Below are 25,118 nucleotides of genomic sequence, written 5' to 3' on the forward strand. Positions count from 1 at the left end.
GAAAGAAGCTCATTGATGCTTAGAAAACATCAATGAGCTTCTTTTTAATCATATTTTTGTCAAGTAAAGCAGACTAATTAGACATCGTCTCCCTTATCCCTTCTCCATAAACACCAGCAGTTCGTAAAGCTACTTCTTCTCCTTCTTTGTCAATTAGATGATAAAGCAAGCGCCAGAGGTGATAAGTCATACGGTCGATCCACTTTAAGGTGTTGATTTCGGACAGACCTCTTTCGGGATCACTTTCACCGAGAGCTGTAGCTTCTAAGATAAGGGCTCGATCAGTCCTTCGCTGATCAGCAATAGAGAGAGAAAGTTTTTCTATAGTACGCAGTTGCTCTAAAGCTTCTTGTTCTTTCCGCTGTCTTTTCTTTTCTTTTTTGCTTTTGCGCGATTCTCTTGACCCAATATTTTTTTCCGGCGCCTCACAGGGCTCTATTTCTTTTAGTTCTGAGCCTAATCCTTCTTGTTCAGCTTCTGCTTTCTTTGTTAGTGGTCTATCGCATTGACGATAATTTTTATTATCTAGTATTTTTGCTGTCTTCGCCATCGCTAAGACTACTTCAGAAAGCTTCTTCTCAAGTCTTTCGTAGCTATGAATCGATTGGACGTATTCTTTTTCTTTTATGGCTTCTATAAATCGATCAATGTGATCAATAGCATGTAATGTGGCTAGATGACGTCTTACATCTATAGTAGAAGCGTCATTCATATGCAACGATCCAATGAAGGCTCTAGTTTCATGTAAAGCTAATTCGGCTTCTTCGATTACAGCTTTCATAGCTGAACTATCTTGGTCTACGTCTTTATTTTTATCTAACATATCTGACGTTGCTTTCATCAGTAAAGCTGTTGTATCTAGTAAGGTTCTTCGCACTGCTTCAACAGCAACTGGAACAACTTCTGTAAGGGCCGGATCAAGGTGCTTTGTTAAGACAGGACCTTTTTCTGGTAACATTCGTTCAATCATGTGGGAAAAGGGATGGATAAAAGGTGCGATTAGCAATAAACCTAGCATGTTGAAAAAGGTGTGAAATGCGGCAATAGCAATAGCTGGATCAGTTCCACCAAAACGCACGCTTTCAGTAATCACTTTGATAAATAATGGAAGGATCATTAGAGCAACAAGACCCGTAATGAGATTGAATAAGATATGAGCTAAGGCTGTTCGCTTAACCGCTATAGATCCGCCGATGGAAGCAAGAGCCGCTTTCACCGTAGTTCCCACGTTCTGACCAATAACTAGTGCGGCGGCTTGATCGAGGACTATAGCATTAGTATGAAGTGCCGCTAGGGTTGTAGCAACAGCAGCACTAGATGATTGCATCAGAACAGTCATCACAGAGCCAACGACGATTAATAGCAAAAGATTGAAAAAGCTATCGCCTTGAAAGGCGCTTAGATCAATTTGCTCCGCTACGCCTGCCATGCCTTGCTGGAGAAAGTCAATGCCTACAAAGATAAGGCCAAAGCCAGCGAGAAAGATACCCCAAGCACTCATTTTTCCTTTACCTAAGAGCTTAAGTAAAGCACCAAGGGCTACAAAAGGCATGGCCAAAGCGGCAATGTTCAGCTTGAGACCTAAGGTTGAAACTATCCAGGCTGTACTAGTTGTACCTACGTTAGAGCCAATAATTACACCGACAGCTTGGGAAAAGCTAAGTAAGCCTGCACTAACAAAGCCAATCGTCATCAATGTTGTAGCACTTGAAGACTGAATGAGCGCTGTAATTCCAGCACCTGATAAAATCGATGTGAAAGTTCCACCTGTAAAGCGACTTAAGAGTCTTCTCAGAGCATCACCGGCTAGCTTTTTTAGACCGTCTGTCATAAGAAGCATGCCTAGTAAAAAAAGTCCTATACCGCCAAGCGTTGTAGATAGCAATAGATTCACCTACTTTGCTCTGTTTTAACTTTTTATGATCTGTAAATTTAGAAATATTGAAAGAGTTCAAGTATACTTATATATGCAACTATAGAGCTGTTTGTGTTCTTTTAAACTGTTCTGTTCCCTTGCGCCTTTTTCCTTTTTCCTATCTTGCTTTTTTTCTTTCAAAAAAAAGGCAAGCCCAGCGGTAGAGGTTTATTACTATTTAAATAGGATAAATAATTGAACTAACCAGACATAATAATTAAAACCTGCACTTTATATGAGGTGCAGGTTTTTTGCGTGCACCTCATTAAAGTGCAGGTTTCTTCTTTTTTATAAATTGTCTAGATTAGTTAACAAGCTTTTCTGAACCTGATAATTCTTTTTAAAATTACCGTAACTATTTTGAATACGCCTGTTTAAGGCTTTTGCTTCATCATATCTTTGTTCACTATAATAATAATCGCCGTATAAGAAAAGACTACCTGCTCTTTCCATGAGTTCACAATAGTAGACAGCATCAGTTAGTAGACTATGCAGTTGGTTTTTCATACTTTCTAAGCCAGTAGGTGCTGGGATTAGGTTCAATTCATCACGAATAGAGCGGCGCATTCTTTTGGCATCATCAATAACAGCGTAATAATCAAACCAGCTTGAATCGCCTTGATAGAGTAGATTGAGAGCATGTTGTAAGTCTGTTTTTGCACCTTCCCAGCGTTGTTGAATGGCGTCCATGCGTTCAAAAAAAGCTTTATTTTTCTCCAGTTTTTCTAATTTCTCACGATAGATGCGCCGTTCTTCTTCTACGTACAGAGATAGTTGATTCGTTAAGCTAACAAGATCACTGCGATAAAGTACTTCCATTTGATCTACTTGAGCCAGAGAAAAAAGCTCCTTTGACTCTGACAAGGTAGCATTAATGCGAACTAAAACAGCATCTGTTTCCTGATTCAAAGGATTTTGTATTACCAAAAGTATGTCTTGATAAATGTTTTTTTGCAAGTTCAGCAGTTCTGTTATGTTAGTATGAAGCATTTTGTATCTTTCTGGTGCCGTTAGTTCTTTAGTCTTATGCTGTAACTCTCTTGCATTATTTACTTCTTTCTCTAAAATTGCAGAAAAATCTGCATTGGGAATTGCCATAGTACCATCTTTTAAGTTATCTTGCAAAGTTGCTGTAAATTTATTATGAACAGTCGCAAGCTCAGTGACGATAGCTTCTATGTCATTCATATATTGAGCTTCCCTGTTTTTTTCATTGTTATAATTGATGAGTAAAAAAATTGTAACTACCGCTATAACTAGGCCTACTGCCAATAGAGGTAAAAAGGCTTTATTCGCGAAAGGGTCTTTCTTTTCCTTATGCTCATTTTGTTCCTCTTGATTAGGGCTTTCTGTAGAGTCTACTTTTTCTGAATTAGAAATACCTTTGCCTTCTTCAGATTGCTCAGCTATATTCTCTTCTTGTCTCTTTTCTTCCTCCACTGATTCAGTTGACTCTTCTCCTTCCTGTCCTTTGGTACAAAAAGGACAATGTTCGCTTCCTGTGAATTCGGCACTGCAAAAAGGACAAACTTTCGTATCTATTGTCATATAGCCCCCCTTCCAAAAAACAAGCGACAAGAAGCTACATTACAAAAACTGCTCAGTCTAACAGTATTTGCAAAAACGCTTTCCTAGAAGGGGGCTACAGACTAGAAAAATGTGGTATAAAAGGACGAGTTGTCAAGTATTTTTATTTTTTTGAGTTACACATTAAAGAGGTATGTTATAGTTTTCTGCTACCCTTACAGGACTTACAACCTCCGGTGTCAAACCTGTTATTAAGGGAAGTGTTTTCATGATGATCCATGGCTTTTCCTGACAGGAAGGTTTCTAAACCATCTATATTTGTTATAGTATATGTGAAATAAATAGCAGAAAGGAAGTGTCTTATCTTTTGGCAACATCGTTACAGCCGACAGCCAAAAAAGAACGAATTATTGAATTAGATATATTGCGTGGTCTTGCTCTTTTGGGCATCCTAATTGTCAATATGGCTTACTTTAACTCACCTATTATGTATAGTCAGTTAATTGGTATGGAACTTTGGGAAGGACCAATCGATCGTGTTATGGAAAGATTGATCTTTTTCTTTGGTGAAGGTAAGTTCTATACTATGTTCTCTTTTCTTTTTGGCCTCGGTTTTATCATCTTTATAGAACGAGCTAAAGAAAAAGTGACTAGACCTAGACTTTTATTTCTTCGTCGTCTTGCCTCCTTACTAGTCTTTGGCTTAATTCATGCTTTTTTCTTCTGGTATGGTGATATATTAACCATCTATGGCCTTGTCGGCTTATTACTTTTATTCTTTGTCTACCGACAGCCTAGAACTTTGCTTATCTGGACAGGAATTATGGTATTTCTCTATTTTATCTTGATCGCTTTCCAAGCTCTTGGGGCCTGGGTTAATGCTCATCATATGGATTATTCCGTAGCAGAACAGGAAGCTCTTTTTACAGCTCAGATCGGAGCTATGATTGAACAGTCTTATCTAGCTTATGGGCAAGGAACTTGGAGCGAGGTGATGGCACAACGAGTAGCAGATAATTTATTTATGTACTCCTATATTGTTTTTGCTGTTCCTATCATCTTACCTATGTTTTTACTAGGTGCTTATGTAGGGAAAAAAGGTTGGCATCGTAATCTTTCCGATACTTTACCTCTTCTACGGAAAATCTGGCTATTTTGTCTACTCACTGGTCTACCGCTGACAGCTATCAAAACTTACGCTTATTTTCAACCAGAACTGACGACTTACTCCTTTTATTATACTTTCTACATGGTCGGAATGATCTTAGGAGATCCCTTGATGAGCTTTTTTTACATGACTTCTATGGTACTTCTAGTTCAAAAACCACTCTGGCGTCAACGTTTTGATTTTCTTCGTCCCCTTGGTCAGATGGCTTTGACTAACTATCTTATGCAGACCCTTTTCGCTACCACTATTTTCTACAGCTATGGATTAGGTCTTTATGGGCAAGTCGGTCCCGCCTTGAGCTTCCTTATTGCCCTGCTAATTTTTTCATTGCAAGTACTATTTAGTCGCTACTGGCTTAGTCGCTATCCCTACGGACCTATGGAGCGCCTATGGCGCACTATGACCTATGGAAAGCTTAAACAGAAAGTATCTTCTTCAAGTCATCTGTGAGTGTCAACCTTATTTAGTAGCATCTTTTTACATTCATAGTTTGCACCCTTTGTCAATATGGTTTATACTATAACTATCTGTGAATTTCTTTCTCGTTGCTCTTTCGATAAAGCAACATGCGGTAACATGAACTCCCCAGTTTTTGTTTCTGGGGAGTTTTTCGCGAGCCCGCTGAAGATAGATTTTTAAGAAAATATAAAAGGTAGGTTTTTTGATCATGATCGCCACGCAAAATCTAACCCTTCGTTTTGGTAAGAGAGCTCTTTTTGAAGATGTGAACATTAAGTTCACGCCTGGCAACTGCTACGGCCTTATTGGTGCTAATGGTGCTGGTAAGTCTACTTTTCTAAAAATCCTTTCCGGTGAAGTCGATCAATCAAGCGGTGAAGTGATCAAGACACCAGGCGAGCGCATGGCTGTGCTTAAGCAGAACCATTATGAGTTTGACGATTTCGAAGTTATCAAAACGGTTATCATGGGTCACAGTCGCCTCTATGAAGTAATGGAGCAAAAAGATGCTCTCTACGCGAAGCCCGACTTCTCCGAAGAAGACGGTATGCTAGTAGCTGAATTAGAAGGTGAATTCGCTGAGTTAAACGGCTGGGACGCTGAGTCAGAAGCGGCAGGCCTTCTAACAGGCTTAGGTATCTCCCATGAATTGCATGACAAAAAAATGCATGAGCTAGAAGGCAATATGAAAGTACGAGTCTTGCTAGCGCAAGCTCTTTTTGGTAATCCTCATATCTTACTTCTCGACGAGCCTACGAACCATTTAGACCTTGATTCTATCAACTGGTTGGAAAACTTCCTTGCTGACTTCAAAGGGACTGTTATTGTTGTATCTCACGATCGTCACTTCCTTAACCAAGTCTGTACTCATATTGCTGATATTGATTTTGGCAAGATTCAGCTTTATGTAGGTAACTATGACTTCTGGTATGAGTCTAGTCAGTTGGCTATACAGTTGCAACGTAACGCCAATAAGAAGAAGGAAGAAAAGATTAAAGAATTAGAGCAGTTTATTCGTCGCTTTAGCGCTAACGCTTCTAAGTCTAAGCAAGCTACGTCACGGAAAAAGTTGCTGGATAAGATTACAATTGACGATATTAAGCCGTCGAACCGTAAGTACCCTTACGTAGCCTTTAAGTCTGATCGTGAAGCTGGTAAAGATATTCTTACTATCACAGACTTGAATAAGACAATTGAAGGCGAAAAAGTGCTTAATAACATTTCTTTCACGATTAACAAAGGTGACAAAATTGCTTTTGTTGGTTCTAATGGTCATGCCAAGACAGCATTGTTTCAAATCCTAATGGGTGAGATGGAGCCTGATAGCGGTACCTTTAAGTGGGGCACTACAACAAGTCAAGCTTACTTCCCCAAAGACAACAGTTCTTACTTCAAAAATGTAGATCTCAATTTGATTGACTGGTTGCGTCAGTACTCTAAAGATCAGGAAGAAAGCTTCGTCCGCGGTTTCTTAGGTCGTATGCTTTTCTCTGGAGAAGAGTCACTGAAAAAAGTTTCCGTCCTCTCTGGTGGTGAAAAAGTCCGATGCATGCTTTCTCGCATGATGCTTAGCGGAGCTAACGTGCTTATTCTTGATGAGCCTACAAACCACTTGGACTTAGAGTCTATTACGGCTCTTAACAATGGTTTGATTAGCTTTGATGGTACTATGCTTTTTGTCTCACAAGATCATCAGTTTACCCAGACTATTGCTAACCGCATCATTGAGATTACAGAAGATGGCATCATGGACCGGGCGATGACTTTTGATGAGTATCTGGAGTTTAAAGCTTCCTTAAAGTCCGAAGAAGCGGCTGGATAGGTTTACTGTTTACTTTCTCTAAAGATCACGACCCCTCTAGCAAGTTAATGCTTGAGGGGTCTTTTTTAGCTTTTTGTTTGTCATAGTCAACGTCTGGGTAGATTATTAAATGTTCCTTTATACGGGAAAAGCCTAAGTTGTTGAATTATTCTGCTGTTGTCGGTTATTATGAAAGGTAAAGAATATTAGAAGCTTTTTGCAAGCTCTAGATTCCTGTTATAGAAAGGTGAATGAGATTGGAAACCAAAGGGACATCGTCGAATTTTATTAAGAACATTATCGTGGAAGATTTACGGACTGGTAAAGTCGATGAAGTAATTACACGTTTTCCTCCCGAACCGAATGGTTACCTTCATATTGGACATGCCAAGTCAATATGCCTAAATTTCGATCTAGCCGATGATTTTAGCGGAAAGACAAATCTCCGTTTTGATGATACTAATCCGCTCAAAGAAGATGTAGAGTTCGTAAACTCTATCAAAGAAGATGTAACCTGGTTAGGTTACCAGTGGGATGGAATATTTTTCGCTTCTGATTACTTTGAAGAGATGTACAATCGTGCCCTTCTTTTGATCAAAAAAGGAAAAGCTTACGTCTGCGATCTTTCGCCGGAAGAGATGCGGGCTATGCGAGGAACTTTGACTGAGCCTGGTAAAGAGAGTCCTTATCGCAACCGTTCTATTGAAGAGAATCTTCATCTTTTTGAGAGCATGCGTAAGGGTGAGTTCAAAGACGGAGAAAAAGTTTTACGCGCCAAAATTGACATGGCTTCACCGAACATAAATATGCGCGATCCTGTTCTCTATCGAATTGCTCACGCTACTCATCATAACACGGGTGATCAATGGTGTATTTATCCTATGTACGATTACGCTCATCCGCTAGGTGATGCTATTGAAGGCGTTACTCATTCCATCTGTACGCTGGAATTTGAAGATCACCGACCTCTTTATGATTGGGTGATTCGCGAATGTGAGATGGAAGCAAAGCCTCATCAGTATGAGTTTGCCAGGCTAAATCTGACGCAAACTGTGATGAGTAAACGTAAGCTTAAGCAATTAGTGGACGAGCAAATCGTTGATGGTTGGGATGATCCTCGTATGCCCACCATTTCAGGTTTGCGCCGCCGTGGTTTTACAGCCGAAGCAATACGCAATTTTGCACGTGAGATTGGTGTAGCTAAAAGTAACAGCACCGTAGATGTAAAGATGTTGGAACACTTTATTCGCGAAGATTTGAAGATGAAAGCTCCTCGAACTATGGCTGTACTTCGCCCTTTGAAAGTGGTTATTACCAACTACCCAGAAGGTCAAGTAGAAATGTTAGAGGCTGAGAACAACCCCGAGAATCTAGAAATGGGTATGCGTCAGATTCCTTTTTCTCGGGAGATCTATATTGAGCAAGATGACTTTATGGAAGATCCGCCGAAGAAATACTTTCGCCTCTTCCCAGGCAACGAAGTACGTTTGAAGCACGCCTACTTTATCCGCTGTGAAGAAGTCATTAAAGATGAGCAAGGTAATGTAATAGAGCTACGTTGTACTTATGATCCAGAAACGAAAAGCGGCAGTGGATTTACAGGTCGTAAGGTAAAAGGAACGATTCATTGGGTGGAAGCTTCCCAGGCTTTGCAAGCAGACTTTCGTCTTTATGAGCCTCTTCTTCTGGAGAAGGAAGGTGAAGAGAGCACTTCTTTCTTAGAGCAAATAAATCCTAAGTCTTTAGAAGTTGTCTCTGGCTTGGTGGAACAGAATATGCAAGATAGCAAGGCTCATGATAAGTTTCAATTCTTCCGCCATGGATATTTTAACGTTGATCCAAAAGACTCTACAGAAGAGCGTCTCGTCTTTAACCATATTGTATCTTTGAAGAGTTCTTTCGTTATTGGTAAGTAGAGGTTCCTATTAACAAAATCTTAACATTTTCTTTCTAGCTCCATAATATATTCTGTAGTACAATAAATCTAATAAGATATTAGAGCAACGAAGCTCTGCAGTGGAATTAACGAAGCTGTATGAGCATGCCCTAGTCCTTCACTAATCCATAGTGAAGGACTTTTTTAATTAATAATTGCAGTAATTAATAAGCTTTTTTAGGTCTATTCTATGGCAAGGGATAAAGAGGAAGGGGAATGTTTCATGTTTCGCGGAGTTAATAGAAGTTGTGCCAACTGTAATAACAGTTGCCATTGCCCTTGGAACATGGGCGGTGTTTCATCTGATATCTCTTTTTGTGATGATTGGGAAGATAGTAGAAAGTACTGGACTGAAGTACTTAACTATTCCGAAGCAAAGATTGATGAGCTAGAAAAAAGCGCTAATCCTTCTAGTCAACGTTACTTGCTTTTTTGGAAGGGTGTAAAAGATACAACTTATCAAGTACTAGATGGGTTCTAAGAATAGTAATATAGACAATTTCTAAGACATTATCGACAAGCTGAAAGGGCCTTGAGTCTATGACTTAGGCCCTTTTTTTGTCATATATTGCTATTTGTATTTAAAGAACAATAATGCCTTTCTTTGTGATAAGATTGTTGCATACTTCTCTTTAATAAATATTAAATCACCGCAGAGAGTGAGGCTTAACTTATGAGCCAACATGATTTGCTTGGCCTTTTTGCTTCCTACGCCTATGTATTGGGTTTACTTATTCTTGCTACATTAATTCAAAAGTGGCGAGGTTATCCTTCTGAATTTACTCGTAAAATAATACATATCGGTGCAGGTATGTGGATCGTTGGTGCTGTTACATATTTTGATAATTGGCTAATTGGCATCATTCCTATTGCGACTTTTATTGTTCTTAACTATATTAGCTACCGCTATGGCCTTGTGAAAGCTATGGACCTTTCTGGTGATAGTCCTGGCACCGTCTACTTTGCTCTTTCCATTACCTTGCTGTTGCTTATATTCTGGCCGCAAGATCAAGCTTATATCGCTGTGGCCGCTGTGATGGCCATGACTTGGGGCGATGCTTTTGCAGCTATCTTAGGACGAGCCTATGGCAAAAAAGCATATTTCATTGGTGGCCATCGTCGCACAATGGAAGGTTCTGCTGTTATGTTTCTGCTTAGCTTTTTCGTAATCTCCTTAACGTTGATAGTCATGGAAAATCCTTTGCAGATCACTACGATTTTGCTCTTGGCTTTCTTGGCAGGATTAGTGGCTACTATTTTGGAAGCTTTTTCACTGAAAGGTTTTGATAATATCGCTGTACCTTTGGGAACGGCCTTTACGCTTTGGTTTTTTATTAATACTTTTAATCATTCTTTTTCCTTTCCCTGGCCCACAGTCTTACTCGGTCTCCTTCTCAGTACAGCTATTGCCCTTCTTGCCTATCAACGTCGGTCTCTTTCTCTAAGTGGTGTTATGGGAGCCATTCTTGTAGGTACTTTGATTTTCGGTTTTGGCGGCTTGCTCTGGGGTCTTACACTAATTGCCTTTTTTATCTATGGATCTGTTCTTTCTAAATTCCGAGAAGATCAGAAGAATAAAGTAGCCGCTGATAAGTTCGATAAAGGTAGTCGACGCGACTTTGGACAGGCGCTAGCTAATGGAGGCTTTGGTGCTGTAATCGCTGTACTTTACTACTATTATCCCTCTGAGTTATGGCTTTTTGCCGCTTTTATCGGTACTATGGCTACAGTTAACGCTGATACTTGGGCTACTGAAATTGGGGTGCTCAGCAAAAAACCTCCTCGTTTGATTACGACAGGAAAAGTAGTCACTCCCGGCACTAGCGGAGGTGTCACACCACTAGGTACGACAGCTGTCTTACTAGGTGGACTAGTTATTGGTCTCACAGTTTGGCTTTTCACTGGTGTCGCTCATGTGTTGGAACAAGGAACTATTACTGTTATTAGTCATCTCTGGAGCAATAGCTGGATTCTATTAGCTGGTATTGTTGGTGGCCTCAGCGGTTCTATGGCTGACAGTTACCTCGGTGCTACTGTACAAGCTATCTATATTAATGCTGAAACAGGGCTAGAAACAGAAAAAAAGACTACTCGAAGTGGAAGAAGGAATCACTTCCATCGTGGATGGCCTTTCATGACTAATGATCTGGTCAATTTTATAAGCTCTATCTTCGGAGCTCTCATTGCGGCCGCTTTCGTCTATCCTTTTATGTAAAAAAGATGCGTCTTAATTAAGGCGCATCTTTTTACTTATAGCTTAACTTCACGACGAGCACGCCGAGCCACAAGAGCATCATGAGTAGCTAAGACGAGGGTTAGTCCTTCTGTTTCATTCAATGTTTCTAGAAGGTCAATCAGTCGCTCACCTGTTCCTTGATCTAGAGCACCAGTCGGTTCGTCTGCTAAAAGTATTTGAGGTCTATTGATTAAGGCTCTTGCTACGGCCACTCGACGTTGTTCTCCACCAGAAAGCGTAAAAGGCAAATCCTTTTCTCGTCCTGCTAAGCCTACTTGCTCTAAAAGCTTAATTGCTCGACTCCCATCTTCTCTACTGCGACCTTTTCCTTGAGAAAAGGTCAAAGGTAGTAATATGTTTTCTAGTAAAGTCAAAGTTGGCAAGAGGGCAGGAAATTGAAAAACAAAGCCAATCTTTTGAGCACGTAAATCTGCTAACTCCGCTTCATTGATGCCTCTAATTAACTGACCATCAAGCCAAACCTCGCCAGAAGTAGGTTGCAACAAAGCGCCTAGTATACAGAGTAAGGTTGTTTTACCACAACCTGATGGTCCTGTTACTGCAACAAATTCTCCTGCCTCAATTTGCAAGTCTAAGCGATCAAGCACATGGCGACGTCGCTCTTTTTTTCCATAAATCTGACTAACTTGACGCACTTCAAGCACCGCCAGCCCTCCTTCCGTGCAGATTGTTGAAACTGTCCTCTACAGTAGAAAAAACAGTAGGAAAAGCTTTTTACTCTCCATCTCGCACAGTCTGATAAGGATCACGGCGCATGCTCCACCACACAGGAGCTATCATAGCAGATAAAGTAACGAATATAGCTAACACTATAACTGCTACACTGACTATAATTCCATCACCATACCAAGGAAACTTAATCGGTATAGGCATCAGGTTTTGTAGCACATGACGCATGTCAACCCACAGAACTAGAATTGCCAACAAGCCAATAAGACTGCCTAGTAAAGAAGCCCAGAAAGCTTCCCATAGAAAAAGAACTATGATACGCCCTTTCGTTGCCCCCATAGCTTGCATATAACCAATCTCACGTCTTCGTTCATGTACAATAGCTGAAAAAATTGCTAACACTTGTATAACAGTCATAAGTAATACTAATATTGCACCACCGTAGAGCAACATTTTTATAGGACCTAATTGGTTTTCTACATAATAAGCTAATTTGTTACCCATAAAAACGTCTACGCCTGCTAGGTTTGCTTTAATAGCCAAAGCTACTTCTTCATGGGTAAAACCTGGAGAAATTTTTACCATAACTACGGAGATCTCTTCAGCACCAACATTAACTTTGGGATGACTTTCTGCTAGACGACGAGCATCATCAATCGTCATAAAGATACTTTTATCAACGCCTAAATTGGTACGATGTAACAAGTGCCTAATGCGAAAATCCTCTCCTAGTAAGCGTACAGATTCAGACCAATGGGGCTGATAAGCCATACCGTAAGCATCCCAAGAGCCTATGTAAGAGCCAATAATCACCTGTCCCCGCTCTAAAGGTCGATCTTCTAACAAAAAAGCACCAATCGTAAAGTCTAGGTCTGGGTCTACAGCAATAATGGGAAAGTCTCCGTAGACATTACAACATTCGCCAGAATATGTTTTTAGATATAGTTGTGGCGCTACTTGGCTAACTCCTTCTGTGTGAGCTACTTGCTCTACCACATTAGCACTCATACGCGCCTCCGTGGGAATACCACTTAAGAGCAAGTTTTCTACAGATCCTTCTAGTCCTTCTGGAACTACTATTAAGTCAGCACCCATTCTACTAGCTCCAGCATCAAGACTGCGTTCAATAGAGTGTAGGTAATAGTAGGCACTAAACAAAGTAGCTGTCATTAAAGCAACCGATAAGATAAGTAAAGTCGCTCGCAATTTATTTCGTTGTAAGTTGCGCCAGGCCACACGCTGTAAAGAAAGTATCATAACTAACCTCCAGGGGAATCTATCTCTTCAAATCAGAGCGTTCCATAGCAGGCATAACAAACCATACTTGCGTTTCTTTGAGCAATCTCTTTCTCTTCTCTTCACCTTCTAAGTTATTAATTTGTACTAATAGTGGAGTACGTGAATAATCATCGACACCGTCCTGAGGAATTGCTACTGTTAACCGTAAAGATTCATCAGCAAAAGGTGCTAGTACGATGGGGTTAATGCTAAAACGACCGTAGTCGCCTACTTCACCTTTTGCTTCTAACCAAAGGGTAAGAGGCTGAGACTGATTGTTGCGTAAGTAAACTTGAAAGTTGTTTACTCCATGACCTGGTACAGAGCTAACAGCACCATCCCATTTTGCTGGTACGACAGACATTTGCACTGCTGGTCTATCTAGAAGAGCATAGGCCAAGAAAGTCATCATGATCAGCCCTCCGCAAAAAGCGGCGAAGGCAGGCCGATCGTCAAAGATTTTCCGTATAGCCAAAATGCTAACAGTACCTTTCTCAGAATCATCTTCATTGCTAGCAAAACTCAAAGCCCCTTTTTCCTGACTCTTTCCCTGTTCAGAAGTCCTTAGCATCTCTTTACAGGCGATAACACAATCACCACAGGCCACACAGCGTCCTTGATAATCTTGGCGAGGGTCAAGCTGGAGATAACAGACTTGACAACAGACTTCGCAATTATCACACTTAGAAGCCTGAAAAGATAGACGCAACGATGCTTCCGAACTAAACATCCTCTGCATCAATCCATAAGGACAGGCCGTACGGCAAAACCCATAGCCCAAAAAAGTTAAATCGACGATAGCTAGCAAGGTAAGGCCTAAGAAGATAAGTACTGGTGCTGTAAGCTGAAACTGCCCTAGATTCTCTAATAGTAGACGCCAATCAAAAAGATAGGCTGTTACGGTTAACCCTACCAAGAGAGAAAAAAAGATTATCTTAAAGATAGAGATCCCTGCTATCGACTTCGATCTGGCAGGGGTAGATCTAGCTGGCTTTACCTTGATCCCTTCTAAGAAACTGTTGCGAGGGCAAAACCAACTGCAAAGCACTGGTCCTAGGGAGCGAACTAGAGCGGCTATAAAAAAAAGGACCGCCAAAAGCGCTATCGTTACCAGATAAATATCTTGAAACCATAACTTTTGACCAAATACAATGAAGCCTTTGCCGTGTAGATCGAGACGAAAGATATCTAGAAAAGGTAGGAGAAGCAAGATTAGTAATCCTACAAGCTGAGAAAATCGGCGCCAATAATTAGGACTAGGAGGATGATTCATCTTGCTCTCCCCTTTCTTCTTCCGTACCTGTTAACATATCTTCAGGATCTGAAAGGGCAATCTTGGCCATAATATAGAAGGTTACAAGAATAGTAAAAACGTATAAATGATCAAAGATCAATTCTGCATTTATATTCATAACCACCCCTCCAAGAGTTGCTAAGCAGAGCAATCTTCTGCTTAGCTATCTTTTGACTGAAGAAAGCTCTTACTTTTTATCAGCTAGATGGAGGGCTATATCTTCTTGCTCTTCTATACTTAAACTTTGAAAAACTTGCTCCATAGTAGTAGCAGAAAGTTCATTGCGACTTCCTGGATCATTCAAGAATAACCTTAACTCTTCGCCACTCATCCGCAACCCGACATCGTCTAAACTAGGTCCAAAAACACCACCCCGACCTTCAACAATATGGCAGGCAGAACAACGTTGTCCTAGTAGAGTTGTAACGTCTAAGCGAATTACATCTGGTCTACTGTAAGAAAGCGTCGGAGGAGCGAAAAAGACATAGTAAAAGGACCAGAGGATAATTGCTCCGTAGACGAAAAGAAGAGGTTTGGGTACCGGATTATGACCAACAGCAATTTTTTTAGAATCTTCTTTGCGCTCTTGTTCTTCCGTCATCAAGAAATCCTCCTTCCCCTAGCTCAGTCATCTTTTAACATGCGATACTTAATGCCTTCCACATCGTCGAACTGACCATCTTCTTTGGCCCACCATAAAATAGCAAGGGAAGCGCAAATGGTCGAAAATATTAACAGCACCAACATCCAAGCTCCTGGTGTCATTCCTATCACCTTCCCTTGCATTAATAACGATACTGTGGATCTACCACATCGTCAGGGTTTTCAATATATTTTAGGCTAACCATATAAGCCGCAAGAGCTTCTAGTTCTTCTTCTGTTAGCCAGTTATAAGAGGGCATAATAGAACCTTCCACCACTCCTTGAGGATCGATGAGGTGTTGAATATGCCAACCCTTATCGGGGATTCGATCGCCTACCCAAAGCAAATCGGGACCGATACGAGCCGAACCATGCAAGTGAGGGGCATCATAATAAGAATCACCAGCGCGCAGTACAGGCCCTAATCTTTCATCAGCTAAAACAGGTCGAACCCACTGGCTATGACAATATTGACAACCATACTGCATATATAGAGCCCTGCCTCGCGCCTCCGGTGAATCGGGTTGATCTAAAATCAATTCCTTTCGATACTCTGCTGTTGGTGTTGGTCTCATTAAACCTTGATCCATAAAAGGCAAAAGTACTGTTGCTACAAAACCAACTGCAAAAAAGAAAAGAGAAAGGACAATCAGCTTTGTTGTATTCCGTTCCATTCGGTCACCTCCATCAACAAGGGGTAAACTTAGGATTGCACCATAACTTTCTGATCACTTTGTTCAAGAGGAATCTTAGCTTGACTTGTGCGAACGGTCATTACCATATTCCATAGAAAAACAACCATAGAAGCCATCATCATAGCGCCACCAAGGATGCGCAGTAACATATATGGTCGAATTGCTTCTACAACAGCCATAAAGTCTTTTCCATCTATCCAGGCAAAGCCTTGCATGACTCCAGCAGTCCAAAGACTTAAACCCATGACCAGAAAGCCTAACGTACCCAGCCAGTAAGTCCAGTTAGCCAAGCTCCAACTATAGAGGCTTTGGCCTGTAAGGCGAGGAATAATATAGTACATAGCGGCCATACCGATAAATGTAAAAGTAGCAAAAGGCGCCATATGCGCATGGCCTACTGTCCAGTGTGTAAACTTAAGTACGGCTGAAACGGACATAAATGATTGAAAAGGTCCTTGTAAGCAAGCGGCCAGATAAAAAATACCTGCTGTGATCAGATACTTAACAATGACATTATCACGAATGAGGTTCATTTGATTTTTGATTGTGCCAAATACGTTAGCTATGACGGTCCAAACGGGAATGATCATCAATAGAGAAGGGACAATTCCAGCTTTTTGTAGCCAGGGAGGAATTGGTCCGTTAGCTAAGTGATGAGGACCGTTCCATACGTAGAAGATAGCAATAGTCCAAAAACCTATGAGCGATAGCTTGTGGCTATAGATAGGTAAGCCTGTCACCTTTGGCAATAGATAATAAACCATAGCTACGCCCATCGTAGTAAACCATAAACCTAAAATGTTATGGCCTAAAAACCAGTTCATATTCAACTGATGTACACCAGGTACATGAATCATTTCCACAGGCACATTGCCCACTAAGTAGACAAGAGGAAGCCAGACCATAGAGCCAAGAAAATACCAAACAGAAACATAGAACTGTCGCTCCTGCCGCTGGGCCACAGTCATAAAAGCATTTAAGATTACCAAGCTAACCATGACGACTATGTAAAGATCGAGAGGCCAAATCAATTCTGCATATTCCACACCTGATGTGATACCCATAAATAAAGTTCCGGCACCAATAGTCATGCCGATGTTCCACATCCAGACGGTAACATTACCTAGTCGCTCACTCCAAAGCGTGGTATTTAACAATCTTGGCAACATGTAATACATAGCTCCCACTTGCACCATGCTAAGCCAACCGAGTAAGACGCCGTTGGTGTGTACTGTCCGCATTGGTCCAAAAGATAAATAAGGACTCTGGTTCAAAAAATCTGGCCAGACCAATTTAATGGCCAAGAATAAACCAAGTAAAGAAGGAACAATTAGCCAGATTAAAGATGACAACATCATATACTTTGCGGCACTATCTTTTTCTGTACTTAGTAAAGATAAGGAATTTGTAGACAAGAATAACCACCTCCTCATGCATGAATATGTTATTCGTCGCAACTTGCACAAAACCTCTTTTTTACTATACAAAGAGAGTGCAGAAAAAGAAAAGACAAAAAAAACCACCTGCAAAAAAGCTAGGTGGCTTTTATTTCTTAACGTCCATAACTTAATAGGTCAATAATTAAAGTATCTATCACACTTCCGTGGGTTTGAAAAAGCGAAGGCGCAAGGTGTTTAACACTACAGAAACAGAGCTAAAAGCCATGGCCGCCGCCGCTAACATGGGATTGAGGATAAGGCCAAAGAAAGGATAGAGAATTCCTGCGGCTACAGGAATCAAAGCGATGTTGTAAGCAAAGGCCCAGAACAGATTCTGCCAGATCATAGACATAGTTGCTTTCGATAATTCAATGGCTGACGGAACGCCCTGTAAGTCACCAGATATTAAAGTAATATCAGAGGCTTCAATAGCTACATCTGTTCCAGTGCCTATAGCAATACCTACGTTAGCCTGAGCTAAGGCCGGTGCATCATTGATCCCATCGCCGACCATGGCCACTACCTTGCCTGCTTCCTGTAACCTTTGCACTTCTTCTGCTTTATGCTCTGGTAGAACTTCAGCACGAACTCTACTAATGCCAACTTGGCGCGCAATCGCTTGTGCAGTCTTTTCATGATCACCTGTTAACATGATCACTTCTAAACCTAAAGCTTGTAACCTTTGAATTGCTTTTTGGGAATTACTTTTGATTGTGTCTGCTACTGCCACGATGCCAGCTAGTGTTCCATCAACTGCCACATACATGGGTGTCTTGCCTGCTTCTGCTAGACTATCAGCCTGTATCACATAAGCTTCAAATTCCCTTACTTGCTTCTGTCGCATTAGCTTTAAGTTACCAATGAGAATTTCTCTACCCTCGACAATACCTGTCAAACCATGACCAGGTATGGCTTGGAAATCTTTTGCTTCGAACAAAGGCAGATTACGATTTTTTGCTCCTTGTACAATAGCTTCTCCTAGTGGATGTTCAGAAGCCTTTTCCACAGAAGCAATCCACGATAGTACTTCTTCTTCCTTAAATCCTGCTGTAACAATTAAGTCAGTCAGCGAGGGTTTCCCTACTGTAATCGTTCCCGTCTTATCAAGCACAATAGTATCTAAACGACGAGCACTTTCTAAGGCTTCAGCACCACGAATAAGCATACCATTTTCTGCACCTTTGCCAATACCAACCATGATAGCCGTAGGTGTTGCTAGGCCTAGAGCACAGGGACAAGCAATAATTAAGACAGCAATAAAAATAGTTAAAGCAAAAATAAATGCCGGCTCAGGGCCAAAGAACCACCAGAAAAAGCTACTAAGTATAGCAATAGTGATCACAGCAGGTACAAAATAGGCCGCCACAAGATCTACTGTATTTTGAATAGGAGCTTTCGACCCTTGAGCATCTTCCACCATTTTGATAATTTGAGCCAACATAGAATCTTTGCCTACACGAGTAGCTTTGTACTTGAAGCTTCCCGTTTTGTTGATAGTTGCCCCGATGACTTCGTCCTTTTCTCTTTTCTCTACAGGAATGCTTTCTCCCGTGAGCATCGATTCATCAACAGTAGAATGGCCACTAACAATAACACCATCAACAGGAATTTTCTCACCTGGGCGAACAATGATGATATCACCAGGCAAGACTTCATCAATGGGCATATCTACTTCAACATCATCACGCCATACACGAGCTGTTTTGGCCTGCATGCCTAGCATTTTTTTGATGGCCTCTGAGGTCTTGCCTTTGGCCCTCATCTCTAATAATCGCCCTAAGAGAATAAGCGTGGTAATTACAGTAGCCACATCATAATAAAGCTGATAAGGAAAACCTATACCTGTTAAAAAGCCCGGAAAAAGGGTCATAGCGGCGCTATAGCCCCAAGCAGTCGTTGTACCGATTACCACCAACACATTCATGTCACTAGTACCATGGGACAAGGCTTTGTATGCGCCTTGATAAAAACGCCAACCTGATAAAAACTGTACCGGTGTTGTTAAGACAAGTAAAGTTAATGGTAATGTAAGAAAGCGAGGAACCCATTCGCCCCAACCAGGCATCATGTGGGGCAAGCTACCAATTAACACAATAATCGTTAAGATAGCGCCGCGCGTAAAATCTTTGAGTAGACGATTAATTTCTTGTTCTTTTTGCTCAACAGCTCGTTCTTCAGCATCTTCTCGCTCTTCGATAATCATTTCGTAACCGAGATCGCTTAATTTCCTTTTGATCTGTCCTAAACTTACAGTAGAGCTATCGTATTCAATAGTCGCTTTCTCAGTAGCTAAATTTACCTGAACTTGCAAAATTCCTTCTACTTTGGCCAGTCCTTTTTCCACTCTTCTTACACAGGAGGCGCAGGTCATACCGTTAATTGAAACAATGACTTTTTCAACTTTGTCTTGTTCTGCTTCAAAGCCAAGGCGCTGAATACGATCTATGATTTCTTTAGGAGTAATATCTTTGGAGTAATAATGAATCACTGCTTTCTCAGCAGGTAAATTCACTACAACAGCTTCAATGCCTGCTTGTTTTTTCAGGACTCTTTCTATGCGACCAACGCAAGCGGCGCAAGTCATACCTGAAATTTTGAGAGCTAATAAGTCCTTGGGAGGGTCTTTTGAAAGTTCTTTTGCATATTTTGCTTCTATTTCTTTCATGAAAGAAAACCTCGTTTCTATATTAAGCTCTGTGCAAAAGCACCCTAAAGCTTATTGTATAGCTTTTCCCGCTTTATTATGGGCAAAAGAAAAGACAAATCAGTCAGTTTGATAGTAATTCTCGAGTATACTTACCAGTTCCTTCTTCTTTCTTGAGGTTTTTTTCACAAAGCAACAGCCATAGCTAATCCATTTTTCAGGAGTAACTTCGACCTTTCCAGATATAGCCACTTCCCCAGTAAGCAGACCGCGTAGAATCCCATCCGATAAGGATGATAATAAGTATACTTAGAGGCAAAAACAAAGATAGCCAGATAGGTTGCCTACTTTTTCTGTCGATTACTACTTTAAGTAACAGGCCCATAAGCCAAGCAAGCAATGCTAAAGGCCAGAAAGTGCCCGTTAAAAGCAGTGAAAAAAAGAAAAAAACTGGCGGCACTAGATAAAGAAAAGTGTAGTAGAGAGTGATGAGCAAAAGCAAAAATATATTTCTACCTATTCCTGCAAAAGTGTTTTTCTTGAAACCATTCCAAACTTCAGTGCCATTTTGGTACATGCGCATCTCCACATCATCATGAATAGCCGCTAGGGTAAGCTTATGGCCAACTCTCTTGACGGCTCGCGCCATCTCCATATCATCTAATAGATGCTCTTTAAAAGCCTCATGTCCTCCAAAAGCTTGATAAGTCTGACGATGAACAAAGAGAAAAGCACCATGAGCCGCTGAAAAAAGTGGATTCGGAGAAGCACTAACCCAGCGTAGTGGCAGATGACAAAGCAGGGTAAACATCATCATAGGTAGGACTATCTTTTCCATCCAAGTGCCCGTAATCTGATAAGGTATGCCCGTGATTAAGCCCTGCCCCTGAGACTCTGCCACCTGCAGAGTTCGAGCAAGGCCTCCTGGTTTCAGCCGCGTATCAGCATCAAAAAAAAGCCACCAGCTTCCTCGCGCTTCTTGCGCAAGTTGGTGACAAGCATAAGACTTTCCCAGCCAATCTTCAGGCTTTTCTTTGCCCTGAATTAGACGAATAGAGTGATTTTGATGAGACCAGGCTTTTACCTTCTCCCCTGTTCCATCAGTAGAATTATCATCAAGAACAAGTACCTCTACATTCATAGAAGTATTACAATTGTTAACAATACTCTCAATACAAGCATCAATATTATGGGCTTCGTTGCGCGCAGGGATCAGTATGGATATAAGAGGCCTCTCTTCATCTCTTGAGACTTTCGTTACCTTTGACTTTCTACCTTGGTCAGCTAGCTCTTGAAGAGAACATAAGTACCTTTGATTCCATAGTACAAAAATAAATTGTAAGATAAGCACCACTAATATCAACCCGATTAATGCTTCCATGGCTTCACCATCTTCAAAAAACTATCAAAACGCTCATTTGTAGAAGGACTTGCTTTCATAATCACAGAAAAACCAGGCAAAGCTTTTGTGCCGTGAAGCGCAACACTTTGGCGATGTTCATCTAACTGACTTTCTAGTATAACTTCTAAGAAACGTCCTATGTCTTTACGATTCATAGTAGACCAGTCCTGCTTAACAGGAGCTCCAAAGAATATTGAAGCTTCTGTTTTTTGATGTTGACACAAACTATAATACAACGTAACTGGAAGAACAGGCACATCGATACATTGCCTCAGCATATGGCCTATACCAGATTGAAAATGCAAAGGTCTTTTTTCCAAAGGATAGATATCTCCCTGTGGAAAAATCCACACAGAAGCACCTTTTTCCAGTAAGCGAACTGCATATGCTAGGGATTTTAAAATTTCTCGAGGCTCTTTTTTGTTGATAGAAAAGGCACCTAATCGTCGAAAAAAGCGATATTTGCTCATCTGTGCCTCATCCATCATAAGATAATGATCGCCCCTAGAACAGCTTTCTGTAACGTGATAGACCAGCAAGCCATCCCACCAACTGCTATGATTCATCATATATACCATAGGCCCTTGCACAGTTGATGGATCTACTTCCCCTCGCATATAGATTGCGTGGAAGTGGCGACGGAGAAGGTAATTAAGATTGTATTGATAAAAAATGCGATTAAACCATGGATTTTTGGAAGACTCGATCAAAGCGCGCCCTCCCCTCAGCTAAGGCCATTATAAAAAGAGCCAATAGAAACAAGGGAAGCATTTCTTCCCGCAAAGCCAAAAGCCCAAACATAAGCACAACCATCTGGTAAAGACGAAGTGCCTTCAGGCGAATCTCATTATTAATCTTTTTGAGCGGAAAGATAAAGGAAAGAACCATAGCGATAAGAAACCAAGCCAAAAAATTCTGTAATGGAACACCATAGAAAAATCCAGGATCATGCCAGGTCCAAAAGCCTCGAGCATAAGCTACAGGATCTAAAACAAGGTCAAAAGCAAGAGCCCAAAAACCCACCTCTAGAGCTCGAGAAAATAGCGTGGACGCTCTAGATATTAAAACGGCACAGACCACGACACCAACCCAGGCAAAGGCAACCGACAATGGAACAGTGCCCCAGGCTAAGCCTAACAAAGGAGTATATGTATAGTCACCAAAGAGTAAGCCCGTTTTGGTGCCGAACCATTCCAGAGCGAAGGTTGTCAAAGCGATAAAAGCCGCTTTAAGCCATAGCAAAGCTGGCACTTCCTCAATTTGCTTATAAAGAGCCAGTGCATAAAGAGCAAAAAAGATATTAAATAAGCCATTAGAAAAGTGCAATATGGTAGGTACAGACCCTACAAAAAACAAAAGAAAAACTCCTACAACATACCAAAACCAAAAAACTATTGCAATCATAATAACATACACATCTTTCTTTTTACCCAGTCTATAGCCAGCTTGTTCATAGCTACTATCTTTTGTTCCGTCTATTCCAGCCCCACCATTTTCATTAGGGCAATGGCGTTAGTTGTCGTAGACACGCCTGATCGCAATCTATAATCAAAATGGATCTTTTCATCGATAATACGATCGGTAAAATGGTAGTTCTTAATTAAACCTTTCTTTTCTTCCTCTAAAGCACTTAGTTCTAGATCATGAGTTGTGACGAGCCCTATCGTATTACCCTTACATAGCCGGGAGATAACCATCTTAGCTCCAGCAATACGATCTTTGGAGTTAGTGCCTCGGAAGATCTCATCGATCATGTAGACAAGTGGTTTGTCTGCTTTGGAGGCATCTACAATAGCCTTAATCCGCTTAAGCTCAGCATAAAAAGTGGAAGTATGATTCTCTAGATCGTCATGAATGCGCATACTCGTATAGATCTGAGCTCTCGAACAACGCAAGGACTGAGCACAAGCAGGAGCACCAACATAAGCGAGTACCAAATTAATACCAATAGTACGCAAAAAAGTACTTTTGCCAGACATGTTAGAACCTGTAATAATCCAGCTCTGATTATTTTCCAAAGTTGCATCATTACAGATACGGCTATCATTACTGATCAGTGGATGTCCTAACCTCTTGCCATCAATGAGCAAAGCATCTTCTGAGTCAAGCACTTCTGGAAAAGCCCAATCTGGATGATCGTGCGCTAGAATAGCCAAACTGGCAAGCACTTCGAATTCTGTTACAGCATTGAGCCAGTCATGCAAGGCCTTTCCATTTTCTTCTTTCCACTTCTCTAGACGCTTAAGCACATGGAGATCCCAAAAGAGTAGATTATTCAATATAAAATGAAGTACAGTAGAGTGACGGAAATAAGACCATTCCACAATAGCAGAAAGAGACTTTAACTGTTTCGAAGCGCCTCCTTGGTGAAGCTGAATCGACTCTGCCATCTTCTTTAATAAATCTGTGCGAAAAGTCTGATTCTCTAGCAACTTCAGCAAAGATGCATAGCGTTCTAGTTCCGCTACAGCCCCATCAGTTACATCATAAGCACTTTTTACCCCTTTAGCAGTTAGTGCCACATAAATAATCTGCAAAAGCAACAATAAGGTCGGTACGACAGACGAGATAAACTGATAATTAGCTAAGACGAAAGTAGTAATGGTAAGCACTGGAAGCAGAATGATAAGCAACCTTTGCAACTTACCTAGTGATAAACGAGGGCTCTCCACCCAACCTATGATCTTTTGTGGGTCTTCCTTTTCTCGCCCTTTATCCATGCCTACAGCCTGAAAATGTTGACGCCATTCTAGCAGAGAAGCTAGTTCTTGCACAGCTTGCTGTCGAGATAGTAGTTCAGAACCTGCTAAAGGCTTTACTTCTTTTCCATCTTGCTTGCCTGCTAAAAGCATAGCAAGCCTGTTCTGACCAGGCAGAGTTGTTGTTACATTGATATGTTGAAAAAGCGAAGCGCGTCCAAAAATATTAAGATCACTAGTATAAGGATGGTCTTCATCAATATAAGCACTACCATCTTCAACAAAGTTGAACCAGCGATTCTCTAGGCGTGCTAGCGAATCCTCGTTAATCTGTTCCATCTTATTGAAAAAAAGCGCCTTTTTTTCTGTATCTCGATGTACTTTTACAAGAGCTACAAAAGCGAACGTAAAGGCCACAGCAACTACAACGACCATGTTTAGATTATAAAAATAGCCGTAGCCAAAAAGCCCTAAAGCGATCAAAGCAGTAATCATACGCAAGGTAGCTAAGCGATTAGATTTCTCTTTCGCCTCTTTGTACTTAATATGAAAAGAATCTCTTCTTTTTTGATAGACATGGGCGATATCTTTCGACATAATCGATTCAGTCACTCTCTCTTCCTAAAAAAACAGCAATCTTCTTGAGTTCTAGCTTTTGCTATATAGCTTTCCTTTTCTAATTATACGAGCTATCCTCTACTTTTCCCTTCTTTTTCCCTTTTCAAAGCCCCATTTGCACTAAAAAAGACGTCAACACCTTTATGGGCTGTTGACGTCTTTAGAGAATCTATGCATTTTTCAAATGTTCTTGCTACTATGAAACTCTAATGTAAGGGAAAAAGAAAGCCTTTAAACTGAGGACTATACATAAGGTGAATTGTAGAACCTTGAACATAGCCTTCACAGAAGATGGATGTAATTAATTTACCTTGATCAGCGGTCAGGGAAAGTTGCAGATCTACAAACTTATCGATGAGGTCCTGTAATCCTTGATCAGATAGTGCCTCTTCCTCTGATTCATCGACCTTCACGATAATTCCAGGCGTTTCTGGCTTAAGATTGCCTAAAGCATTCTGGAGCATCTCCTGGTCATGAGCATCAAAATGTTTAATAGCCTCTAAAACTTGGCTCATTCTCGTTTCGTGTAAATAATTCATCATATTGGCTAGCTTCCTTTTCTTTAAATTTAGGGGAAAAATCCAGCCATCTTCTGTTCGAAAACGAGACGTAATCACTTCATTCATTATAACAGGTCAATAAAGCTTCGATAAGTCCTATAAAAAAATTATTGAT

The 25,118-nt window shown here is 40.9% G+C and carries 21 protein-coding genes; 5 read left to right on the top strand and 16 right to left on the bottom strand.

Annotated elements, in window-relative coordinates; genetic code table 11:
* Positions 1–73: 73 nt before the first annotated feature.
* Both F9B85_RS05645 and F9B85_RS05650 read right to left on the bottom strand, forming a co-directional pair.
* Positions 74–1,894, bottom strand: a complete 1,821-nt coding sequence (locus F9B85_RS05645; RefSeq protein WP_170270214.1) for a Na/Pi cotransporter family protein — start codon at positions 1,892–1,894, stop codon at positions 74–76.
* A gap of 309 nt (positions 1,895–2,203) precedes the next feature.
* The gene (locus tag F9B85_RS05650) at positions 2,204–3,463 is read right to left on the bottom strand and encodes a hypothetical protein (RefSeq protein ID WP_151619405.1); all 1,260 of its coding nucleotides are present in this window, start codon (positions 3,461–3,463) and stop codon (positions 2,204–2,206) included.
* A gap of 334 nt (positions 3,464–3,797) precedes the next feature.
* Between F9B85_RS05650 and F9B85_RS05655 the strand changes: the two genes are divergently transcribed.
* The 5 genes from F9B85_RS05655 (at position 3,798) to F9B85_RS05675 (ending at position 11,021) form a co-directional block, all read left to right on the top strand.
* The gene (locus F9B85_RS05655; RefSeq protein ID WP_151619407.1) at positions 3,798–5,060 is read left to right on the top strand and encodes a DUF418 domain-containing protein; all 1,263 of its coding nucleotides are present in this window, start codon (positions 3,798–3,800) and stop codon (positions 5,058–5,060) included.
* Between the two features lie 217 nt (positions 5,061–5,277).
* Positions 5,278–6,891: an ABC-F family ATP-binding cassette domain-containing protein gene (locus F9B85_RS05660; protein ID WP_151619409.1), complete on the top strand. Its 1,614-nt coding sequence runs from the start codon at positions 5,278–5,280 to the stop codon at positions 6,889–6,891.
* 230 nt (positions 6,892–7,121) lie between these two features.
* The gene (locus F9B85_RS05665; RefSeq protein WP_207707045.1) at positions 7,122–8,786 is read left to right on the top strand and encodes a glutamine--tRNA ligase/YqeY domain fusion protein; all 1,665 of its coding nucleotides are present in this window, start codon (positions 7,122–7,124) and stop codon (positions 8,784–8,786) included.
* Positions 8,787–9,029: 243 nt separating this feature from the next.
* Positions 9,030–9,287: a hypothetical protein gene (locus F9B85_RS05670; protein ID WP_151619413.1), complete on the top strand. Its 258-nt coding sequence runs from the start codon at positions 9,030–9,032 to the stop codon at positions 9,285–9,287.
* A gap of 192 nt (positions 9,288–9,479) precedes the next feature.
* Entirely contained in the window at positions 9,480–11,021 is a 1,542-nt protein-coding gene (locus F9B85_RS05675; RefSeq protein WP_207707046.1) for a DUF92 domain-containing protein, read from the top strand.
* Between the two features lie 35 nt (positions 11,022–11,056).
* On the opposite strand, the gene F9B85_RS05680 is transcribed toward F9B85_RS05675, so the two are convergent.
* The 14 genes from F9B85_RS05680 to F9B85_RS05740 form a co-directional block, all read right to left on the bottom strand.
* Positions 11,057–11,707, bottom strand: a complete 651-nt coding sequence (locus tag F9B85_RS05680; RefSeq protein WP_207707047.1) for an ABC transporter ATP-binding protein — start codon at positions 11,705–11,707, stop codon at positions 11,057–11,059.
* A gap of 70 nt (positions 11,708–11,777) precedes the next feature.
* Entirely contained in the window at positions 11,778–12,989 is a 1,212-nt protein-coding gene (locus F9B85_RS05685; protein ID WP_151619416.1) for an ABC transporter permease, read from the bottom strand.
* A gap of 19 nt (positions 12,990–13,008) precedes the next feature.
* Positions 13,009–14,283, bottom strand: coding sequence for a 4Fe-4S binding protein (locus F9B85_RS05690; protein ID WP_151619418.1), 1,275 nt, complete (start codon positions 14,281–14,283; stop codon positions 13,009–13,011).
* Entirely contained in the window at positions 14,267–14,422 is a 156-nt protein-coding gene (locus tag F9B85_RS14315; RefSeq protein ID WP_170270216.1) for a hypothetical protein, read from the bottom strand. The genes F9B85_RS05690 and F9B85_RS14315 overlap by 17 nt, the downstream gene beginning before the upstream one ends.
* A gap of 69 nt (positions 14,423–14,491) precedes the next feature.
* Positions 14,492–14,905, bottom strand: coding sequence for a c-type cytochrome (locus F9B85_RS05695; protein WP_151619420.1), 414 nt, complete (start codon positions 14,903–14,905; stop codon positions 14,492–14,494).
* A 23-nt stretch (positions 14,906–14,928) separates the two neighbouring features.
* Positions 14,929–15,069, bottom strand: coding sequence for a cbb3-type cytochrome oxidase assembly protein (locus F9B85_RS05700; protein ID WP_170270218.1), 141 nt, complete (start codon positions 15,067–15,069; stop codon positions 14,929–14,931).
* 20 nt (positions 15,070–15,089) lie between these two features.
* Positions 15,090–15,620 (bottom strand): cbb3-type cytochrome c oxidase subunit II, encoded by a 531-nt coding sequence (locus F9B85_RS05705; RefSeq protein ID WP_151619423.1) that lies wholly within the window; start codon positions 15,618–15,620, stop codon positions 15,090–15,092.
* Positions 15,621–15,649: 29 nt separating this feature from the next.
* Complete coding sequence (locus F9B85_RS05710) at positions 15,650–17,056, bottom strand: cbb3-type cytochrome c oxidase subunit I (RefSeq protein ID WP_170270220.1); 1,407 nt, start codon at positions 17,054–17,056, stop codon at positions 15,650–15,652.
* Positions 17,057–17,234: 178 nt separating this feature from the next.
* Positions 17,235–19,745 carry a heavy metal translocating P-type ATPase gene (locus F9B85_RS05715; protein ID WP_151619425.1) on the bottom strand — a complete coding sequence of 837 codons (2,511 nt, stop codon included), beginning with the start codon at positions 19,743–19,745 and terminating at the stop codon, positions 17,235–17,237.
* A 196-nt stretch (positions 19,746–19,941) separates the two neighbouring features.
* Positions 19,942–21,105: a glycosyltransferase family 2 protein gene (locus F9B85_RS05720; RefSeq protein WP_151619426.1), complete on the bottom strand. Its 1,164-nt coding sequence runs from the start codon at positions 21,103–21,105 to the stop codon at positions 19,942–19,944.
* Complete coding sequence (locus tag F9B85_RS05725) at positions 21,093–21,836, bottom strand: lysophospholipid acyltransferase family protein (protein WP_151619427.1); 744 nt, start codon at positions 21,834–21,836, stop codon at positions 21,093–21,095. The genes F9B85_RS05720 and F9B85_RS05725 overlap by 13 nt, the downstream gene beginning before the upstream one ends.
* Positions 21,805–22,482 (bottom strand): carotenoid biosynthesis protein, encoded by a 678-nt coding sequence (locus F9B85_RS05730; RefSeq protein ID WP_170270222.1) that lies wholly within the window; start codon positions 22,480–22,482, stop codon positions 21,805–21,807. The genes F9B85_RS05725 and F9B85_RS05730 overlap by 32 nt, the downstream gene beginning before the upstream one ends.
* A gap of 119 nt (positions 22,483–22,601) precedes the next feature.
* A complete protein-coding gene (locus F9B85_RS05735; protein WP_151619429.1) occupies positions 22,602–24,437 on the bottom strand; it encodes a MutS-related protein in 1,836 nt (611 codons plus the stop codon).
* Positions 24,438–24,649: 212 nt separating this feature from the next.
* Complete coding sequence (locus F9B85_RS05740) at positions 24,650–24,985, bottom strand: hypothetical protein (RefSeq protein ID WP_151619430.1); 336 nt, start codon at positions 24,983–24,985, stop codon at positions 24,650–24,652.
* Positions 24,986–25,118 lie beyond the last annotated feature (133 nt).

The sequence above is a fragment of the Heliorestis acidaminivorans genome, from assembly GCF_008933955.1.
In the GTDB taxonomy this organism is placed as follows: Bacteria; Bacillota; Desulfitobacteriia; order Heliobacteriales; family Heliobacteriaceae; genus Heliorestis; species Heliorestis acidaminivorans.

What these genes read in the sequence shown, in the direction of transcription:
- F9B85_RS05650 (WP_151619405.1), bottom strand. Translation starts at nt 3,463, where the DNA reads ATGACAATAGATACGAAAGTTTGTCCTTTTTGCAGTGCCGAATTCACA.
- F9B85_RS05665 (WP_207707045.1), top strand. Translation starts at nt 7,122, where the DNA reads ATGAGATTGGAAACCAAAGGGACATCGTCGAATTTTATTAAGAACATT.
- F9B85_RS05670 (WP_151619413.1), top strand. Translation starts at nt 9,030, where the DNA reads ATGTTTCGCGGAGTTAATAGAAGTTGTGCCAACTGTAATAACAGTTGC.
- F9B85_RS05700 (WP_170270218.1), bottom strand. Translation starts at nt 15,069, where the DNA reads ATGACACCAGGAGCTTGGATGTTGGTGCTGTTAATATTTTCGACCATT.
- F9B85_RS05660 (WP_151619409.1), top strand. Translation starts at nt 5,278, where the DNA reads ATGATCGCCACGCAAAATCTAACCCTTCGTTTTGGTAAGAGAGCTCTT.
- F9B85_RS05675 (WP_207707046.1), top strand. Translation starts at nt 9,480, where the DNA reads ATGAGCCAACATGATTTGCTTGGCCTTTTTGCTTCCTACGCCTATGTA.
- F9B85_RS14315 (WP_170270216.1), bottom strand. Translation starts at nt 14,422, where the DNA reads ATGAATATAAATGCAGAATTGATCTTTGATCATTTATACGTTTTTACT.
- F9B85_RS05690 (WP_151619418.1), bottom strand. Translation starts at nt 14,283, where the DNA reads ATGAATCATCCTCCTAGTCCTAATTATTGGCGCCGATTTTCTCAGCTT.
- F9B85_RS05740 (WP_151619430.1), bottom strand. Translation starts at nt 24,985, where the DNA reads ATGATGAATTATTTACACGAAACGAGAATGAGCCAAGTTTTAGAGGCT.
- F9B85_RS05705 (WP_151619423.1), bottom strand. Translation starts at nt 15,620, where the DNA reads ATGGAACGGAATACAACAAAGCTGATTGTCCTTTCTCTTTTCTTTTTT.
- F9B85_RS05685 (WP_151619416.1), bottom strand. Translation starts at nt 12,989, where the DNA reads ATGATACTTTCTTTACAGCGTGTGGCCTGGCGCAACTTACAACGAAAT.
- F9B85_RS05695 (WP_151619420.1), bottom strand. Translation starts at nt 14,905, where the DNA reads ATGACGGAAGAACAAGAGCGCAAAGAAGATTCTAAAAAAATTGCTGTT.
- F9B85_RS05720 (WP_151619426.1), bottom strand. Translation starts at nt 21,105, where the DNA reads ATGGAAGCATTAATCGGGTTGATATTAGTGGTGCTTATCTTACAATTT.
- F9B85_RS05715 (WP_151619425.1), bottom strand. Translation starts at nt 19,745, where the DNA reads ATGAAAGAAATAGAAGCAAAATATGCAAAAGAACTTTCAAAAGACCCT.